Annotated in this window: 12 protein-coding genes; 2 read left to right on the top strand and 10 right to left on the bottom strand. The window is 75.0% G+C overall.

Going from position 1 to position 14,741, the window contains the following annotated elements; translation table 11 throughout:
- Positions 1-24: 24 nt before the first annotated feature.
- The 7 genes from EAH89_RS27340 to EAH89_RS27370 are packed head-to-tail and all read right to left on the bottom strand — an operon-like array spanning position 25 to position 9,586.
- Positions 25-3,513 (bottom strand): molybdopterin cofactor-binding domain-containing protein, encoded by a 3,489-nt coding sequence (locus EAH89_RS27340; protein ID WP_140886867.1) that lies wholly within the window; start codon positions 3,511-3,513, stop codon positions 25-27.
- Positions 3,510-3,986: a (2Fe-2S)-binding protein gene (locus tag EAH89_RS27345; protein ID WP_140886868.1), complete on the bottom strand. Its 477-nt coding sequence runs from the start codon at positions 3,984-3,986 to the stop codon at positions 3,510-3,512. The genes EAH89_RS27340 and EAH89_RS27345 overlap by 4 nt, the downstream gene beginning before the upstream one ends.
- Entirely contained in the window at positions 3,983-4,684 is a 702-nt protein-coding gene (locus EAH89_RS27350; RefSeq protein ID WP_140886869.1) for an ABC transporter ATP-binding protein, read from the bottom strand. The genes EAH89_RS27345 and EAH89_RS27350 overlap by 4 nt, the downstream gene beginning before the upstream one ends.
- A complete protein-coding gene (locus EAH89_RS27355; RefSeq protein WP_140886870.1) occupies positions 4,684-5,442 on the bottom strand; it encodes an ABC transporter ATP-binding protein in 759 nt (252 codons plus the stop codon). The genes EAH89_RS27350 and EAH89_RS27355 overlap by 1 nt, the downstream gene beginning before the upstream one ends.
- Positions 5,439-7,280 carry an ABC transporter permease gene (locus EAH89_RS27360; protein WP_140886871.1) on the bottom strand — a complete coding sequence of 614 codons (1,842 nt, stop codon included), beginning with the start codon at positions 7,278-7,280 and terminating at the stop codon, positions 5,439-5,441. Before EAH89_RS27360 ends, EAH89_RS27355 begins: the two co-directional genes overlap by 4 nt.
- A gap of 16 nt (positions 7,281-7,296) precedes the next feature.
- Entirely contained in the window at positions 7,297-8,508 is a 1,212-nt protein-coding gene (locus tag EAH89_RS27365; RefSeq protein WP_140886872.1) for an ABC transporter substrate-binding protein, read from the bottom strand.
- Between the two features lie 25 nt (positions 8,509-8,533).
- A complete protein-coding gene (locus EAH89_RS27370; RefSeq protein ID WP_140886873.1) occupies positions 8,534-9,586 on the bottom strand; it encodes a M29 family metallopeptidase in 1,053 nt (350 codons plus the stop codon).
- Between the two features lie 173 nt (positions 9,587-9,759).
- Between EAH89_RS27370 and EAH89_RS27375 the strand changes: the two genes are divergently transcribed.
- Positions 9,760-10,374, top strand: a complete 615-nt coding sequence (locus EAH89_RS27375; protein WP_140886874.1) for a flavin reductase family protein — start codon at positions 9,760-9,762, stop codon at positions 10,372-10,374.
- A 4-nt stretch (positions 10,375-10,378) separates the two neighbouring features.
- On the opposite strand, the gene EAH89_RS27380 is transcribed toward EAH89_RS27375, so the two are convergent.
- Together EAH89_RS27380 and upp are read right to left on the bottom strand one after the other, a co-directional pair.
- Positions 10,379-11,401 carry a YeiH family protein gene (locus EAH89_RS27380; protein WP_140886875.1) on the bottom strand — a complete coding sequence of 341 codons (1,023 nt, stop codon included), beginning with the start codon at positions 11,399-11,401 and terminating at the stop codon, positions 10,379-10,381.
- Between the two features lie 9 nt (positions 11,402-11,410).
- Positions 11,411-12,055: a uracil phosphoribosyltransferase gene (gene upp, locus EAH89_RS27385; RefSeq protein WP_140886876.1), complete on the bottom strand. Its 645-nt coding sequence runs from the start codon at positions 12,053-12,055 to the stop codon at positions 11,411-11,413.
- Positions 12,056-12,279: 224 nt separating this feature from the next.
- On the opposite strand from upp, the gene EAH89_RS27390 reads away from it, so the two are divergent.
- Complete coding sequence (locus EAH89_RS27390) at positions 12,280-13,266, top strand: KpsF/GutQ family sugar-phosphate isomerase (protein WP_140886877.1); 987 nt, start codon at positions 12,280-12,282, stop codon at positions 13,264-13,266.
- 7 nt (positions 13,267-13,273) lie between these two features.
- On the opposite strand, the gene EAH89_RS27395 is transcribed toward EAH89_RS27390, so the two are convergent.
- The coding region (locus EAH89_RS27395; protein ID WP_140886878.1) for an AAA family ATPase at positions 13,274-14,741 on the bottom strand (1,468 nt) is incomplete at its 5' end.

Here is a 14,741-nt window from a genome sequence, read left to right on the forward strand (position 1 = left end):
GTCAGTTAGACGGAAGCGAAATCCTCAACGAGCCGTCGCCCGGAGGTGCCGGAGGCGGCCGCCGAGGTCCTGCCAGGCCGGCCGCCCCGGCGCGAAGCGCCCGCGCAGATGGGCGGCGAGCGCCTCCACCTGGCGGTCGCTGAGGCTGTCCCCGAAGCCCGGCATGGCGCCGTGGCCGGGGATCACCGAGGGGATGCCCTCCAGGATCACGCGCAGCAGGTTGTCGGGGTGGTCGCTGTGCAGGGCGGTGCTGACGGCGAGCGCCACCTCCGGCCCGTCCTGCGCGCCGCCGCCGTGGCAGGCGGCGCAGGCGCCCTCGAAGAGCCGCGCGCCCTCCCCCGCCCCCCACGCGGCCGCGTCCGGCGCGGGCGCAACGGCAGGGCCGGCCGCCGCGGGGTGCAGCGCCGCGAGGTAATGCGCCATCGCCCGGATGTCCGCGTCCGGTAGGGCGCCGAGCCCCGCCACGACCGGCGCCATCGGCCCCGCGGCCACGCCGTGGCGCGGGGAATGGCCGGTGCGGAGATAGTCGAAGAGGTCCGCCTCGCTCCAGGCCAGCGGCGCCCGCGAGGAGCCGTCCAGCGCCGGCGCCTCCCACCCGCCGGCGAAGCCCCCCGCGAGCGCGGCCCCGCGGCGCTCGGCGCCGAGGGCGTTGCGCGGCGTGTGGCAGGCCCCGCAATGCCCGACCGCGTCGACGAGGTAGCGGCCCCGGTTCCACGCGGCCGTCCGCGCGGGGTCGGGCTCGATGACGCCGGGGCGGTGGAAGAGAAGGTTCCACCCCGCCAGCAGGGGGCGGAGGTTGAAGGGGAAGGCGAGCCGCGTCTCCGGCACGACGGAGCGCACCGGCGGCTGCGCCATGAGATGGGCGTAGAGGGCGAGGAGGTCGCCTTCCGTCATCCCCGCGAAGGCGGTGTAGGGGAAGGCGGGGTAGAGGTGGCGCCCGTCGCGCCCGATGCCCTGGCGCATGGCGCGCTCGAAGGCGGCGAAGGACCAGGTGCCGATGCCCGTCTCCGGGTCGGGGGTGAGGTTGGTGGACCAGATCGTGCCGAAGGGCGTCGCCACCCCGCGGCCGCCCGCGTTCACGACGCCGTCCGGGGCGGTGTGGCAGGCCGCGCAGTTGCCGGCGGCCGCCAGCAGCCGCCCGCGCTCGAGCTGGGCCGCGGGGAAGGCCTCGGCCCCGGGCGGCTGAACCGGCGCCAGGGCCGCGGCCCAGCCGAGGGCGGCGGCCGCGCCCACCGCGAGGCCGCCCAGGACCCCGCCCAGTCCCCGGAACCAGCGCCGGCGCGGCGGCGGGGGAGGTGCCGCCGGCTCCAGCCCGGCCAGGATCACCTCGGGCGTGAAGGGCGCGCGGCGGAAGCGCACGCCGGTCGCGTCGAAGAGGGCGTTGGCGATGGCGGCGGCGCCGGGCACGGAGGCGGATTCGCCGGCGCCCAGGGGCGGCTCCTCCGGCCGCGGCATCATCATCACCTCGACCGCCGGCACCTCGCGGAAGTCGAGGATGGGGTAGCCGCCCCATTCCCGCGCGGCGACGATCCCGTCCTCGAAGGGCACGCGCTCCTTCAGCGCGCGGCTGGTGGCCTGGATGACGTTGCCGTGCACCTGGTGCCGCACGCCGTCGGGGTTGATCATCAGCCCGGCGTCGTGGCCCGCGACGATGCGCGTCGCCACCACCTCCCCCGTGCGGCGGTTCACCTCCACCTCCGCTACCCAGGCCGCCCAGGCGGCGCCGTAGCCGGGGAACTTGCTGTGGACGTAGAGGGCGTAGGCGAAGCCCTGCCCGCGGAGGATGTCGCCCTCCCCTGTCCGGCGCGGGCCCGTGCGCGGCTCCCACCCCGCGCGCTCGGCGACGGCGCGGACGAGCGCCGCCGCGCGCTCCTCCTTCAGGAGGCGCAGGCGGTACTCAACGGGGTCGACGCCGGCCTCGGCCGCGAGCTCGTCGATGTAGGATTCGTGGGCGAAGGTGCTCGGCAGCGCCGAGACGCCGCGCATCCAGGAGGCGCGCACGATCGGCGGCATGTCCTCCACCGCGATCCGCATGGCCGGGTAGTCGTAGGGCGGGATGGCCGTGCGATCGCCCATGCCGAGCACCGCCGGCGAGGGCTCGACCGCGCCCGTCAGCAGGAGGGCGAGAAGGGGCGCGTCGTTGGAGGGATAGCGCGAGACGAAGTCGTAGGCGACGGGGTTGCCCGCCGCGTCCAGCCCGCCGTCGACGTCGATGAGCTGCGCGGCGCCCTTCGGTTCCCAGAGGTGCTCCTGCTCCCGCGTGAGCTGCACGCGCACGGGGCGGCCGACCGCGCGGGAGAGGAGGGCGGCGTCGCCGGAGACGTCGTCGGCGCAGTTGCGGCCGTAGCAGCCGGCGGCCTCCATGCGCGTGACCTCGATCCGGGCCTCGGGCAGGTCCATCAGCCGGGCGAGGTCGGCGCGCAGCATGTGCGGGTTCTGGGTGCCGGACCAGACGCGCAGCGCGCCCTCCGCGAAGTCCGCCAGGGCGCAGGAGGGGCCGATGGAGGCGTGCATCTGGTAGGGCCAGGAATAGGTGCGTGGCATCCGCTTCGCGGCGCCGGCCAGGGCGCCGTCCACGTCGCCCGTCTCCTTCAGCACGCGGCGGGTGGAGGGGTTCCGCCGCAGCGCCGTCTCCACGTCGTCCAGCCCGGCCGGGGCGGAGAAGGCCCTCCAGGCCACGCGCAGGTCCCGGGCCGCGCGCGCCGCCTCCTCCTCGCGCTCCGCCACCACGCCGACGAAGTCGCCGAGGACGACGACCTCGACCAGCCCAGGGATGTGCGCGACCGAGTTGCGGTCCACCGAGAGGAGGCTGCGGCCCACGAAGGCGCCGCTGTCGAGCCCCGCGTAGGGCGGGCGCACCACGCGGCCGTGCAGCATGCGGGGCACGCGCATGTCGTGCACGAAGGTCAGCCCGCCCGTCGCCTTGGCGGGGATGTCCGCGCGCGGCACCGGCTGCCCGACGAGGCGGTAGCTCCCCACGGGCTTGAGCGGGGCGTCGCCGTCGAGCGGCAGGATCGCGCGCGCGCCGCACAGCAGCTCGCCGTAGGAGAGGCGGCGGCCGGCCGCGTCGGAGACGACGCCCTCCGCCACCGCCAGCGCTTCCGTGCCCAGCCGCGCCGCGGCCATGGCGAGCAGCGCGCGCCGCGCCCCGGCGGCCGCCTGGCGGAGCGGCACGGCGGCGATCTGGATCGTCTCGCTGGCGATGGTCGGCCCCTGGTCAGGCGTGCGCGCGGTGTCGCCGAGCACGACCGTCACGGCGTCGAGCCGGACGTCGAGCTCCTCCGCCACGATCTGCGTCAGCGCCGTGCGGATGCCGGTGCCGAGGTCCACGTGCCCGTTGAAGGCGGCGACGCTGCCGTCGTCGAAGACGGCGACGAAGACGTCCTCCTCGTCCCGCGCGTTCGCCCCCGGCGGCGTGCCCGGCACCGGTGCGCGCCGGCGGGTGACCGCCAGCACGCCCTCCTGCGCCAGGACCTCCCCCCGCGCCAGGCCCTGCGCCGCGCGCGGGGTCACGTCGCGCGCTCCCGCACGGCCCGGCGCACCGAGGCGAGGATCTCGAGATGCGTGCCGCAGCGGCAGAGGTGATGCGCCAGCGCCGCGCGGATCTCCGCCTCCGACGGGCTCGGGTTGCGCCCGAGCAGCGCGACGGTCGCCATGATCATGCCGTTGAGGCAGTAGCCGCACTGCGCGCCCTGCTCGGCGATGAAGGCGGCCTGGACCGGATGCGGCGCCTCGATGCTGCCGAGGCCCTCCAGCGTCGTGATCCGCCGCCCCTCCGCCCGCGAGAGGGGCATCACGCAGGCGCGCGCCGCCCGCCCGTCGAGGAGCACCGCGCAGGCGCCGCACTCGCCGAGGCCGCAGCCGTATTTCGGGCCGTTCAGCCGGAGGTCGTTGCGCAGCACCGCCAGCAGCGGCGCCGAGGGATCGAGGCGGAGCGCGTGCCGCTCGCCGTTCACCTCCAGCACGATGTCGCGCGCGGCCGTCATACCGCGAGGTACCGTCGCCGCGCGTCGTCATCCGCGCGCAGCGCCGCCATGCTGCCGGACCAGACGACGGCGCCCTTCTCCACCACCGTCGCCCGGTCGGCGATGCCGCCGGCGAAGTGGGGGTTCTGCTCGGCCAGCAGGATCGTCAGCCCCTCCGCCTTGAGCGCGAGGATCGCCGCCGCCATCTGCTCCACGATGACGGGCGCCAGGCCCTCGCTGGGCTCGTCGAGCAGCAGCAGGCGCGGGTTGCCCATGAGGGTGCGGGCGATGGTCAGCATCTGCTGCTCGCCCCCGCTCATCCGCCCGCCCGGCCGGTCCCGCATGCGCCCGAGATTGGGGAAGAGCTCGAAGAGGCGCGCCGGCGTCCAGGCGCGCTGCCCCTCGCGCGCCGGCTGCCGGCCGACCTCGAGGTTCTCCATGACCGTCAGGTCCGCGAAGACGCGCCGGTCCTCGGGGACGTAGCCGACGCCCGAGCGCGCGACGCGGTGCGGCTCCTCGCCGGCGATGTCTCGGCCGCCGTAGAGGACCCGCCCGCTCGTCGGGCGCAGGAGGCCGATGATGGACTTCATCGTCGTGCTCTTGCCCGCGCCGTTGCGGCCGAGCAGCACCATCACCTCGCCGGCGCCGATCTCGAGCGCCATGTCCCGCAGGATGTGCGCGCGGCCGTAATGCGCGTTGAGGCCCGCGACGAGGAGCATCAGTGCCCCCCGCTCGTGGCACCGGTGCCGAGATAGACCCTTCGCACGGCGGGGTCGGCGCGGATCGCGGGCCCGTCGCCCTCGGCGATCAGCGCGCCGCGGTCCAGCACGAGGATGCGGTCGGAGACGTCGAAGACCACGTCCATGTCGTGCTCGGTGAACAGCACGGCGAGGCCGCGCTCCGTCGCCAGGTGGCGCGTGAGGTGCATCAGGCCGACGCGCTCGGCCGGCGCCATGCCCGCGGTCGGCTCGTCCATCAGCAGCAGGCGCGGCGCGTTGCCCAGCGCGATCGCCAGTTCCAGCCGCTTCAGGTCGCCGTAGGCCAGCACGCCCGTGGCCCGGTCCGCCTGCGCCGCGAGCCCCACCTGCGCGAGCAGCGCGTCGGCCGCCGCCCGGTGCCGCTCCGCCGCCGGGCGCCAGAAGCGCCAGACCTCCCCGTGATGCGCGAGGATGGCCATCTGCACGTTCTCGCGCACCGTCATCGACCCGAAGGTGGCCGTCACCTGGAAGGTGCGCCCCACGCCGCGCCGCGCGATGGCGCGCGGCCCGAGGCCGGTGATGGCGTCGCCGCCCAGCAGGACGGACCCGCCATCGGGCGGCAACTGCCCGCCCACCATGTTGAAGAGGGTCGACTTCCCCGCGCCGTTCGGCCCGATCAGCGCCAGCATCTCCCCGGGCGCGACGGCGAAGGAGACATCGGAGACCGCCCTCACCCCCCCGAAGGACTTGCTCAGCCCCCGCACGGCGAGGACGCTCAAGCCTCCCGCCCCCGCAGCCACAGTCGCCGCGCGGCGCCCGCGATGCCCTCGGGGAAGGCGGTGACGAGCAGCACGATCACCGCGCCGAGGACAAGGCGCCAGAGGTCGGTGGAGCGAACGAGCAGGTCGGCGAGCCCCGTGTAGACCAGCGCGCCCACGATCGGCCCGGCGACGGTCTGCAACCCGCCGAGAAGCACCATCAACAGCGCCTCCACCGAGTGCGGGATGGAGATGTAGGTCGGGAAGACCCCGCCCTTGCCGTAGGAGAAGATCGCGCCGCCGAGCCCGCAGGCCGCGCCCGCGATGACCAGCGCCACGAGGCGGAGCCGCGCGACGTCGAGCCCGATCGACTGCGCCCGGGCCGCGGAATCGCGCGCCGCCCGCAGCGCGTAGCCGTAGGGGGCATAGAGCGCGCGCCGCAGCAGCAGGGCCACGCCGACCGAGAGCGCGAGCGCGATCCAGTAGGTGACGCGCGGGCTGCGCGCCCAGTCCGGCGGCCAGACGCCGAGCAGACCGTTGTCCCCGCCGGTCACCTCCACCCATTGGAAGGAGACGGCCCAGGCGATCTGCGCGAAGGCGAGGGTAAGCATGGACAGGTACACCCCCGAAAGCCGCACCACGAACCAGCCGAACAGCGCGGCGACGATCCCTGCCGCGACGGGCGCCGCCAGCAGGCCGAGCGGCATCGGCGCGCCCGCCCAGTGCAGCAGCAGCCCCGCGGCGTAGGCCCCGATGCCGAACCAGGCGGCGTGCCCGAAGCTCGCCATGCCCCCCGGCCCCATCATGAAGTGCAGGCTGGTCGCGAAGAGGATGGCGACGCAGGCGTCGGTCAGGACCGTCAGGTAGTAGTCGCCGGCGCCGAAGGGGGCGAGGACCGCCAGGACGAGCGCGACGGCGCCGAGCCAGCGCAGCGCGGGCGGGGCGGCGCGCACGACCGGCGCGGCGAGAGCGGCCTCGCGCGCCTCCGCCTGCGGGCGCCCCATCAGCCCGTTCGGACGGAACACGAGCACCACCGCCATGACGAGGAAGACGAGCACGAGCGTGATCTTGGGCACCAGCACGATGCCGAAGGCCTGGAGGATGCCGATGAGGAGGCTGGCCACGAAGGCGCCGGGCAGGCTGCCCAGCCCGCCCACCACCACGACCACGAAGGCGTCGGTGATGACGGAGAGGTCGATGCCGAGATTGGCGGAGGCGTTCGGCAGCGACAGCGCGCCGCCGAGCCCGGCCAGCCCCGCGCCGAGCGCGAAGACCGACGTGAAGAGCCGCCGCTGGTCCACGCCGAGGGCCGCCACCATCTCGCGGTCCAGCGTCGCGGCCCGCACCAGCGTGCCCCAGCGCGTGCGGTTCATCACCAGCCAGAGCAGGCCGAGCACCACCGGCCCGATGGCGATGAGGACGAGGTCGTAGAACGGGAAGCGCCCGCCCGCGACCTCGACGAAGCCGCGCAGCCAGCGCGGGCGCGGCAGCGGCAGCTCCACTGCGCCCCAGAGCCAGAGCGTCGCGTCCTGGACGATCAGCACGACGCCGAAGGTCGCGAGCAACTGGAACAGCTCCGGCGCCCGATAGACCCGGCGCAGCACCACCCGCTCGATCAGCACGCCAATGAGGGCGGTGGCGAGGGCGGTGAGAAGGATGCCGAGGGCGAACCAGGCGGGGTCGCGCGGCAGGCGGGTGAGGATGCTCCAGCCGATATAGGCGCCGAGCATCGTCAGGCTGCCGTGCGAGAAGTTCACGATCCGGGTGACGCCGAAGATGATCGTCAGCCCGGAGGCCACGAGGAAGAGCGACGAGGCGGTGGCGAGCCCAGTCAGCAGCTGCGGCAGGACGCTGTCCATGGGCTCGCGCGGTCGCTCAGCTGGCGGAGGCGGGGCGCAACCCGCGCACGACCTCGTCGGAGGGCAGGAGGTCCTTGCCGTCGATGTAGCGCCAGTCCGTCATGACGCCCGCGTTGTTGCGCAGCGCCGTCCGGCCGACATAGACGCCGAGCGTGCCCTGCTGGTCGATGGCGCGGTACTCGGCGGGGCCCGCCGGCGTGTCGAAGCGCACGCCCCGGAAGCCCTCCACCATCCTCTCCACCTCGACGGAGCCCGCCTTCGCGATGCCGGCGGCGATGGAGTTGATGAGCGCGTAGCCCACCAGCGACCCGCACATCGGCTTGGCGTTGAACTTGCCGCGGTAGGCGCTCGCGAAGGCCTTGTGCGCGGGGGTGTCGATCATCTCGCCGGGATAGCCGGTGACGATCCAGCCCTCCGGCGCCTCGTCGCCCAGCGGGTCGAGGTACTCGGGCTCGCCCGTCAGCAGCGAGGCGACGGAACGGCGCTCGAACAGGCCGCGCGTGTTGCCCTGGCGGACGAAGTTGGTGAGGTCCGTGCCGAAGAGCACGTTGAAGATGCCCTCGGGGCGCATCGCCTCCAGCGCCTGCACCGTGGCGCCGGCGTCCACGCGGCCGAGCGCGGGCCACTGCTCGCCCACGAACTGCACGTCCGGACGGCGCGCGGCGAGGAGCTGCCGGAACCACTTCACGCCGGACTGGCCGAACTCGTAGTTGGGCGCGACCGTCACCCAGCGCTTCGCCGGCAGCTTCGCCGCCTCCTCCGCGAGGATGGAGGCCTGCATGTAGGTGCTCGGCCGCAGGCGGAAGGTGTAGCGGTTGCCCTTCTCCCAGACCATCGCGTCCGTCAGCGGCTCGCCCCCGACGTAGAGGCGCTTGTTCTGCGCGGCGTACTCGCCGAGGGCGAGGCCGACGTTGGAGAGATAGGCGCCGGCCAGCACGTCCACCTTCTGGTCGTTCACCAGCTCTCCCGCCAGGCGCACCGCGTCCTGCGGCCGGCCCGCGTCGTCGCGGGTGATCAGCTCGAGCGGGCGGCCGAGCACGCCTCCCCTCGCGTTCACCCCCTCCACCGCGAGCTGCATGGCGTTGCGGTAGGGAACGGTGAAGGCGGGCTGGGCGGTGTAGCTGTTGATCTCGCCGATGCGGATCGGGGCGCCCCCCTGCGCGCGCAGGAGGCCTGGCGCCGCGAGCGCGCCGGACGCGCCGAGAACGAGGCGCCGTGTCACTGCCATGGTGCTGCTCCTGATCGTGGGGGGCTCACTCGGCCGCCAGCGCGACGGCGTCCAGGACCTTGCCGTCCCGCGTCACCTCCTCTCCGTCCAGCCGCACGGTGCAGCGGCGGAGCGGGATGTCGATGTGGCAGGGCGTGTTGCGCGTGCCGCCCGCTTCCGTGTTCGGACCGAGCGAGAAGAGGAAGTTGCCGGCGAAGGCCCGCGCGTCCATGCCGATCGTCTGCTCGCGGTCGTAGAGCGACAGCACGGACCAGCGCGCGCGGTCCTGCAGGCCCCAGCCGATGTGCGAGATCGCGTAGGCCTCGGGGTCGTTGAAGGAGCCGATGTAGTCCTGCAGCAGCTCGGCGTCCAAGCCGCCCTCGACCTTGACCGCGTAGCCGTCGCGCACCGTCAGCGTGATCCGGTCCTGCACATAGGACTTCTGCGGCAGCAGGATGTCCCCGCGGTCGATCACGATGGTGCCGTTGGACTTGCCCTCGTTCGGCCAGGTCGCCAGGAAGCCGCTCGGCCAGTGGTCCCAGCGCCCCGGGGCGTCGACGAAGCCGTACTCCTCCAGCAGCGGGTAGTCGCCGAGCGCGCAGCGCAGGTCGGTGCCGGCGGCGGAGGTGACGTGCATCTCGCGCGCGGCGCGCAGCTTCTCCGCGGCCGCCTTCACGCGGTGCTTGTCTGCCATGGTCGGCACCAGCCGCGCCAGCACCTCCGGCGGCTCCACCGCCAGCAGCATGCGCGTGCCGCTCTCCAGGATCTCGCCCTGCTCCGGCGAGAAGAGCAGCAGCATAAGGTCGAGCACGAGGTCGCTCGCCTTCAGCGCGGCCATGCCCGCGGGATTGCCGGTCAGCGGCGTGTCGCCCACGAAGGCGAGCGCGTCGCGCGAGAGGGAAGCCTCGCCGTTCATCGCCGGTAGGTCGAGCCGGTTGACGACGGCGCCCATCCCGCGCGCGGCGATCAGCGCGGTGGACAGCGTCTGCGGGTGCGTCACGGGGCCGGTCAGCACCGTCACGACCTCGCCGGGCTTCAGCGCGGAAAGGGTGAGGACCTTCTTCCAGGCCTCGATCATGTCCGCGTCGCTGATGGGCATGGCGCCCTCCTTTCCCGCTGGAACTAACTGAGCGTACAGTTATGAAAAAGGGGCTTGGAAGAGCATTCTTCCCCGCCGCGGCCGCTTCCGCCACCCCGCCGCCCGCGAATGCCCATGCCGCACGCAGCGGGCGGCGCGGCTGGACGTTTCCCGCGCAACGCCAGGACACCCCGATGGACCCGCACTTCTACGAACCCCGCCTGGGCCACGGCCTGCCGCACGATCCCTTCAAGGCCATCGTCGCGCCGCGCCCCATCGGCTGGATCAGCACGGTGGACGCGGAGGGCCGCGTCAACCTCGCCCCCTACAGCTTCTTCAACGCCTTCAACTCGGCCCCGCCCATCGTCGGCTTCGCGAGCGAGGGCCGCAAGGACAGCCTTCGCAACGTGGAGGCGACCGGCGAGTTCGTGTGCAACCTCGCCACCCGCCCGCTCGCGGAGGCGCTGAACCGCAGCAGCACGCCCCTGCCGCACGGGGAGTCCGAGATGGAGCTCGCGGGCCTCGAGCCGGCGCCCTCGCGCCTCGTCCGCCCGCCGCGGGTCGCCGACGCGCCCGCCGCGCTGGAGTGCCGCCTGCTGCAGGTCGTCCCCCTGCACGACCTGGAGGGGAAGGCCGTGGACACGCACCTCGTCCTCGGCCAGGTCGTGGGCGTCCATATCGACCGCGCTTATCTCGTGGACGGCGTCTTCGACCTGCGCGCCGCCCGTCCCATCGGCCGCTGCGGCTACCGCGGCGACTACGCCGAGATGGGCGCGATGTTCGAGATGTTCCGCCCGGCGCGGCGCTGAGCCTTCAGGCGACGCCCAGCAGCCGGATCAGCCCGAGGCTGATCGCCCCGAGCACCAGCAGCGAGGCCATGGCCGCGCTCACCACCCGCGGGCCGGAGCGCGCGACGCTGCGAAGGTCCACGCCGAGGCCGAGCGCCGCCATGGAGACCGTGGTCAGCGCCGTCGCCGCCGCGGCCGCGGGCGCGAGCAGCACCTCGGGCAGCAGCCCGAGGGAGCGCAGCCCGGCCAGGCCGAGGAAGCCGAGGATGAACCAGGGCACCAGCCGGTGCAGCGGCGGGCGCGTCCCGGCCGCCCCGCCCCCCGAGGACCCGTCGCCGCGCAGCCGCGGCGCCAGCATCGACAGCGCCACCACCACCGGCCCCAGCATCAGCACGCGCACGAGCTTCACCAGCGTGCCGACCTGCACGCTCAGCGCCCCCACAGGCGCGGTCGCGGCCAGCACCTGCGGCACGGCGTAGACCGTCAGCCCCGCCAGCACCCCGTACTGGCCGAGGCTGAGCCCGAGCACCGGGATCAGCAGCGGCAGCAGCAGCACCACCGCGACGCCGAGCACCGCCGTGAAGGCGATGGAGGCCGCCACGTCGCGCCCATCCGCGCCCACCACGGGCGCCACGGCCGCGATGGCCGAATTGCCGCAGATGGAGTTGCCGCAGGCCACCAGAACCGCCATCCGCGCGGGCAGGCCGAAGAGGCGGCAGAGCCCGTAGCTCGCCCCGATCGCGACGGCGACGACCACCGCGATCCCGACGAGCAGGCCCGGCCCCACCGCCAGCACGGTGGCCGCGCTGAGCGAGGCGCCGAGCAGCACCACCGCCACCTCCAGCAGCATCTTGGCGGAGAAGTCGATGCCCGGCTTCCAGCGCGGCCCCGGCGCCCAGGCCGTGCGGAGGGCGGCGCCGAGCAGGATCGCGAGCACCAGCGCCTCCAGCCAGGCCCGCCCGAAAACGGCGTGCTCGATCCGGGAGAGGGCGACCGCCGCCAGCGTCACCCCGACGCAGAGCAGGACGCCGGGCGCGAGGCGGGTCATGCGCGCGTCCTACTTCGTGCCGAAGAGGCGGTCGCCGGCGTCGCCGAGGCCGGGGCGGATATAGGCGTGCTCGTCCAGCGCCCGGTCCACCGCGCAGGTGTAGACCGGCACGTCCGGATGCGCCTCCGCCAGCACCCGGAGCCCCTCCGGCACCGCCAACAGGCAGGCGAAGCGGAGATTCGTGCAGCCCGCCAGCCGCAGGCGCTCGATCGCGGCCGCGGCCGAGTTCCCGGTGGCTAGCATGGGGTCCACCACGATCACCAGCCGGTCCGCCACGTCCTCCGGCAGCTTCAGGTAGTACTCCACCGGCCGGTGCGTCACGGGGTCGCGGTAGAGGCCGACATGCCCCACCCGGGCGGAGGGCACGAGGTCGAGCATCCCCGCCGCGATCCCGTCCCCGGCCCGCAGGATGGAGACGATGCAGAGCTTCTTGCCCGCGATGGCCGGCGCCATCATCGGCTCCAGCGGCGTGTCGATCGGCACGCGCTCGATCGGCAGGTCGCGCGTCAGCTCGTAGGCCATCAGCAGGCTGACCTCGCGCGCCAGCGCCCGGAACTCCCCGGTGGAGGTCTCGCGCCGGCGCATGATGGTCAGCTTGTGCTGCACCAGGGGGTGGGAGAGGACCGTCAGCCGGGGGTGGATCGCCTCGTCCATGGTCTCGCCGCTCCGCCTCTGCCGCCGCCCCGATGATGGGGGACCGGCCCGGCCTTGCCCATAGCGCGGGACAGCGCCCGGGCGAAGGGCGGGGCCGGGCAACGCCAAGGGTCGCCCGCGGGGCCGCGTCCCGCTATACGCCCCGCCAGGACCCGAGGCCGGATCCGGTCGCGCGCGGCACCGCCGGGCGGGATCAGCGCGCGCGGCCCGCGAGAGAGACGCCCATGGACCAGCACCCCGTCACCCCGCCCCCGGCCCTGGACGACGCGCGGCGCACCCTGTCGCTCGAGGCGGAGGGGCTGGACGCGCTGCGCGCCGCCCTCGACGGCCCCCTCGGCGCCGCCTTCGAGCGCGCGGTCGCGGCCGTCGCCCGCAGCGGCGGGCGGGTGATCGTCACGGGGATGGGCAAATCCGGCCATGTCGGCCGCAAGATCGCGGCCACCCTCGCCTCCACCGGCACGCCCGCCTACTTCGTCCACCCGGCCGAGGCGAGCCACGGCGACCTCGGCATGATCGGCGACGACGACGTGGTCCTCGCCCTCTCCTGGTCCGGCGAGGCGCCGGAGCTGGCCGACGTCATCGCCTACACGCGGCGCTGGGGCATTCCCCTCATCGCCGTCACCGCCCGCGCGGGCAGCGCGCTCGGCACCGGGGCGGACATCCCCCTCGTCCTGCCGGTGATGCCGGAGGCCTGCCCCAACGGCCTCGCCCCCACCACCTCCACCACCATGCAGATGGCGATGGGCGACGCGCTGGCGGTGGCCCTCCTTTCCCGCCGCGGCTTCTCCGCCCAGGACTTCCGGCGCTTCCACCCCGGCGGCAAGCTCGGCTCCCAGCTCCGCAAGGTGCGGGACGTCATGCACGCCGGCGACGCCGTGCCGACCGTGCCCGAGGGCGCCTCCCTCTCCCGCGCCATCATGGAGATGACGGGCAAGCGCTTCGGCACCACGGCGGTGGTGGACCCCGAAGGCCATCTCGTCGGCGTGGTGACGGACGGCGACCTCCGCCGCGCCTTCCAGGCGGGCTTCGTGGACGGGCCGGTGCGGGACGCCATGTCGCGCCAGCCCCGCACCATCGGCCCCGACGCCCTGGCCGAGGAGGCGCTGCACCTGATGAACGACCGGCGGATCACGAGCCTCTTCGTGCTCGAGGAGGGCCGGCCGGCCGGCATCCTCCACCTGCACGACCTGCTGCGGATCGGGGTCGCCTGAGCGGCGCCTAGGCCTCCGCCAGCTCCACCGCCCGGCCGAGATCGACCGAGAGCAGCCGCGACACCCCGCGCTCCTGCATCGTCACGCCGTAGAGGCGGTGCATCCGCGCCATGGTCAGCGGGTGGTGCGTGACCACCAGGAAGCGCGTGCCGCCCTCGGCCATGGCTTCCAGCAGGCCGCAGAGCCGCTCCACGTTCGCGTCGTCCAGCGGCGCGTCCACCTCGTCCAGCACGCAGACGGGGGCGGGCTGGCAGCGGAAGACGGCGAAGATGAGCGAGAGCGCGGTCAGCGCCTGCTCCCCGCCCGAGAGCAGCGACAGCGCCGAGAGCTTCTTGCCCGGCGGCTCCGCGTAGATCTCGAGCCCCGCCTCCAGCACGTCGTCCGACCCGACCAGCGCCAGGTGCGCCCGCCCGCCGCCGAAAAGGCGAGAGAACAGGGCGCGGAACTCCGCGTCCACCCGGTCGAAGACCGCCCGCAGCCGCTCGCGCCCCTCGCGGTTGAGGTGGCCGATCGAGCCGCGCAGCTTGGCGATGGCGTGGCCGATCTCCTCCCGCTCGCGCTCGAGGTTGGCCAGCCGCTCCTCGACCTCCGCCATCTCGACCTCGGCGCGAAGGTTGACCGGGCCCATCTCCTCGCGCTCGCGCGCCAGGCGCTCGGCCTTGCGGCGGGCGCGCTCCTCGGCGGCGTCGGAGAGGTCCTCGGGCGGGTCGGGCAGCTCGGCGTCGTGGCCCAAGCGTTCCAGGATGCGGGTGGCGACGGCGCGGCCCTCGTCCTCGGCGCGGGCGGCGGCGCCGTCCGCCCGGGCCTGGGATTCGCGGGCGGCGGCGAAGGCGGCGTCGGCCAGCCGGCGGGCCTCGGCGGCCTCCCGCGCCTCGGTCTCGGCGGCGTGGAGGGCGGCGGCGGCCTCGGCATGGGCGGCCTCGACCTCGGCCAGCATCCGCGCGGCGCCGGCCAGTAGGGCGGCGGCCTGCTCGGGCTCGTCGGCCACGGCGGCGGCCTCGGCGGCGGCGGCGTCGCGGCGGGCGGCGAGGGCGATCAGCCGCGCGCTCGCGTCGGCGCGGCGGGCGCCCCAGAGGGCCTCCTCCGCCTCGAGCGCGCCCCGGCGCTCGGCCAGGCGCTCCGCCTCGGCCTCCAGCGCGCGGCGGGCGGCGCGGGAATCGGCCTCCTCCCGCCGCGCCTCGGCCAGGGCGGCGCGGGCGGCCAGGGCGGCGGCGCGGGAGGCCTCGGGGTCCGGCGCCTCGGCCCCGGCGGCCTCCACCGCGGCGCGGGCAGCCTCCGCCTCGGCCTGCTGGGCGGCGAGGCGGGCGATCTGCGGCTCCAGCGCCGCCAAGCGCCCCTCGGCGGCGGCGGCGCGGGCGGCCAGGGCGGACTGGCCCCGGCGGGCGGCGTCCAGCCGGCCCTCGGCGTTGCGGCGGGCGGTGCGGGCGGCCTCCTCGGCGGCGGCGAGGCCGCGCAGCGTCGCGGCGGCGGCGTCG

The organism is Muricoccus nepalensis (assembly GCF_006438825.1).
Lineage (GTDB): Bacteria > Pseudomonadota > Alphaproteobacteria > Acetobacterales > Acetobacteraceae > Roseomonas > Roseomonas nepalensis.

What these genes read in the sequence shown, in the direction of transcription:
- EAH89_RS27360 (WP_140886871.1), bottom strand. Translation starts at nt 7,280, where the DNA reads ATGGACAGCGTCCTGCCGCAGCTGCTGACTGGGCTCGCCACCGCCTCG.
- EAH89_RS27350 (WP_140886869.1), bottom strand. Translation starts at nt 4,684, where the DNA reads ATGCTCCTCGTCGCGGGCCTCAACGCGCATTACGGCCGCGCGCACATC.
- EAH89_RS27380 (WP_140886875.1), bottom strand. Translation starts at nt 11,401, where the DNA reads ATGACCCGCCTCGCGCCCGGCGTCCTGCTCTGCGTCGGGGTGACGCTG.
- EAH89_RS27365 (WP_140886872.1), bottom strand. Translation starts at nt 8,508, where the DNA reads ATGGCAGTGACACGGCGCCTCGTTCTCGGCGCGTCCGGCGCGCTCGCG.
- EAH89_RS27370 (WP_140886873.1), bottom strand. Translation starts at nt 9,586, where the DNA reads ATGCCCATCAGCGACGCGGACATGATCGAGGCCTGGAAGAAGGTCCTC.
- upp (WP_140886876.1), bottom strand. Translation starts at nt 12,055, where the DNA reads ATGGACGAGGCGATCCACCCCCGGCTGACGGTCCTCTCCCACCCCCTG.
- EAH89_RS27390 (WP_140886877.1), top strand. Translation starts at nt 12,280, where the DNA reads ATGGACCAGCACCCCGTCACCCCGCCCCCGGCCCTGGACGACGCGCGG.
- EAH89_RS27345 (WP_140886868.1), bottom strand. Translation starts at nt 3,986, where the DNA reads ATGACGGCCGCGCGCGACATCGTGCTGGAGGTGAACGGCGAGCGGCAC.
- EAH89_RS27375 (WP_140886874.1), top strand. Translation starts at nt 9,760, where the DNA reads ATGGACCCGCACTTCTACGAACCCCGCCTGGGCCACGGCCTGCCGCAC.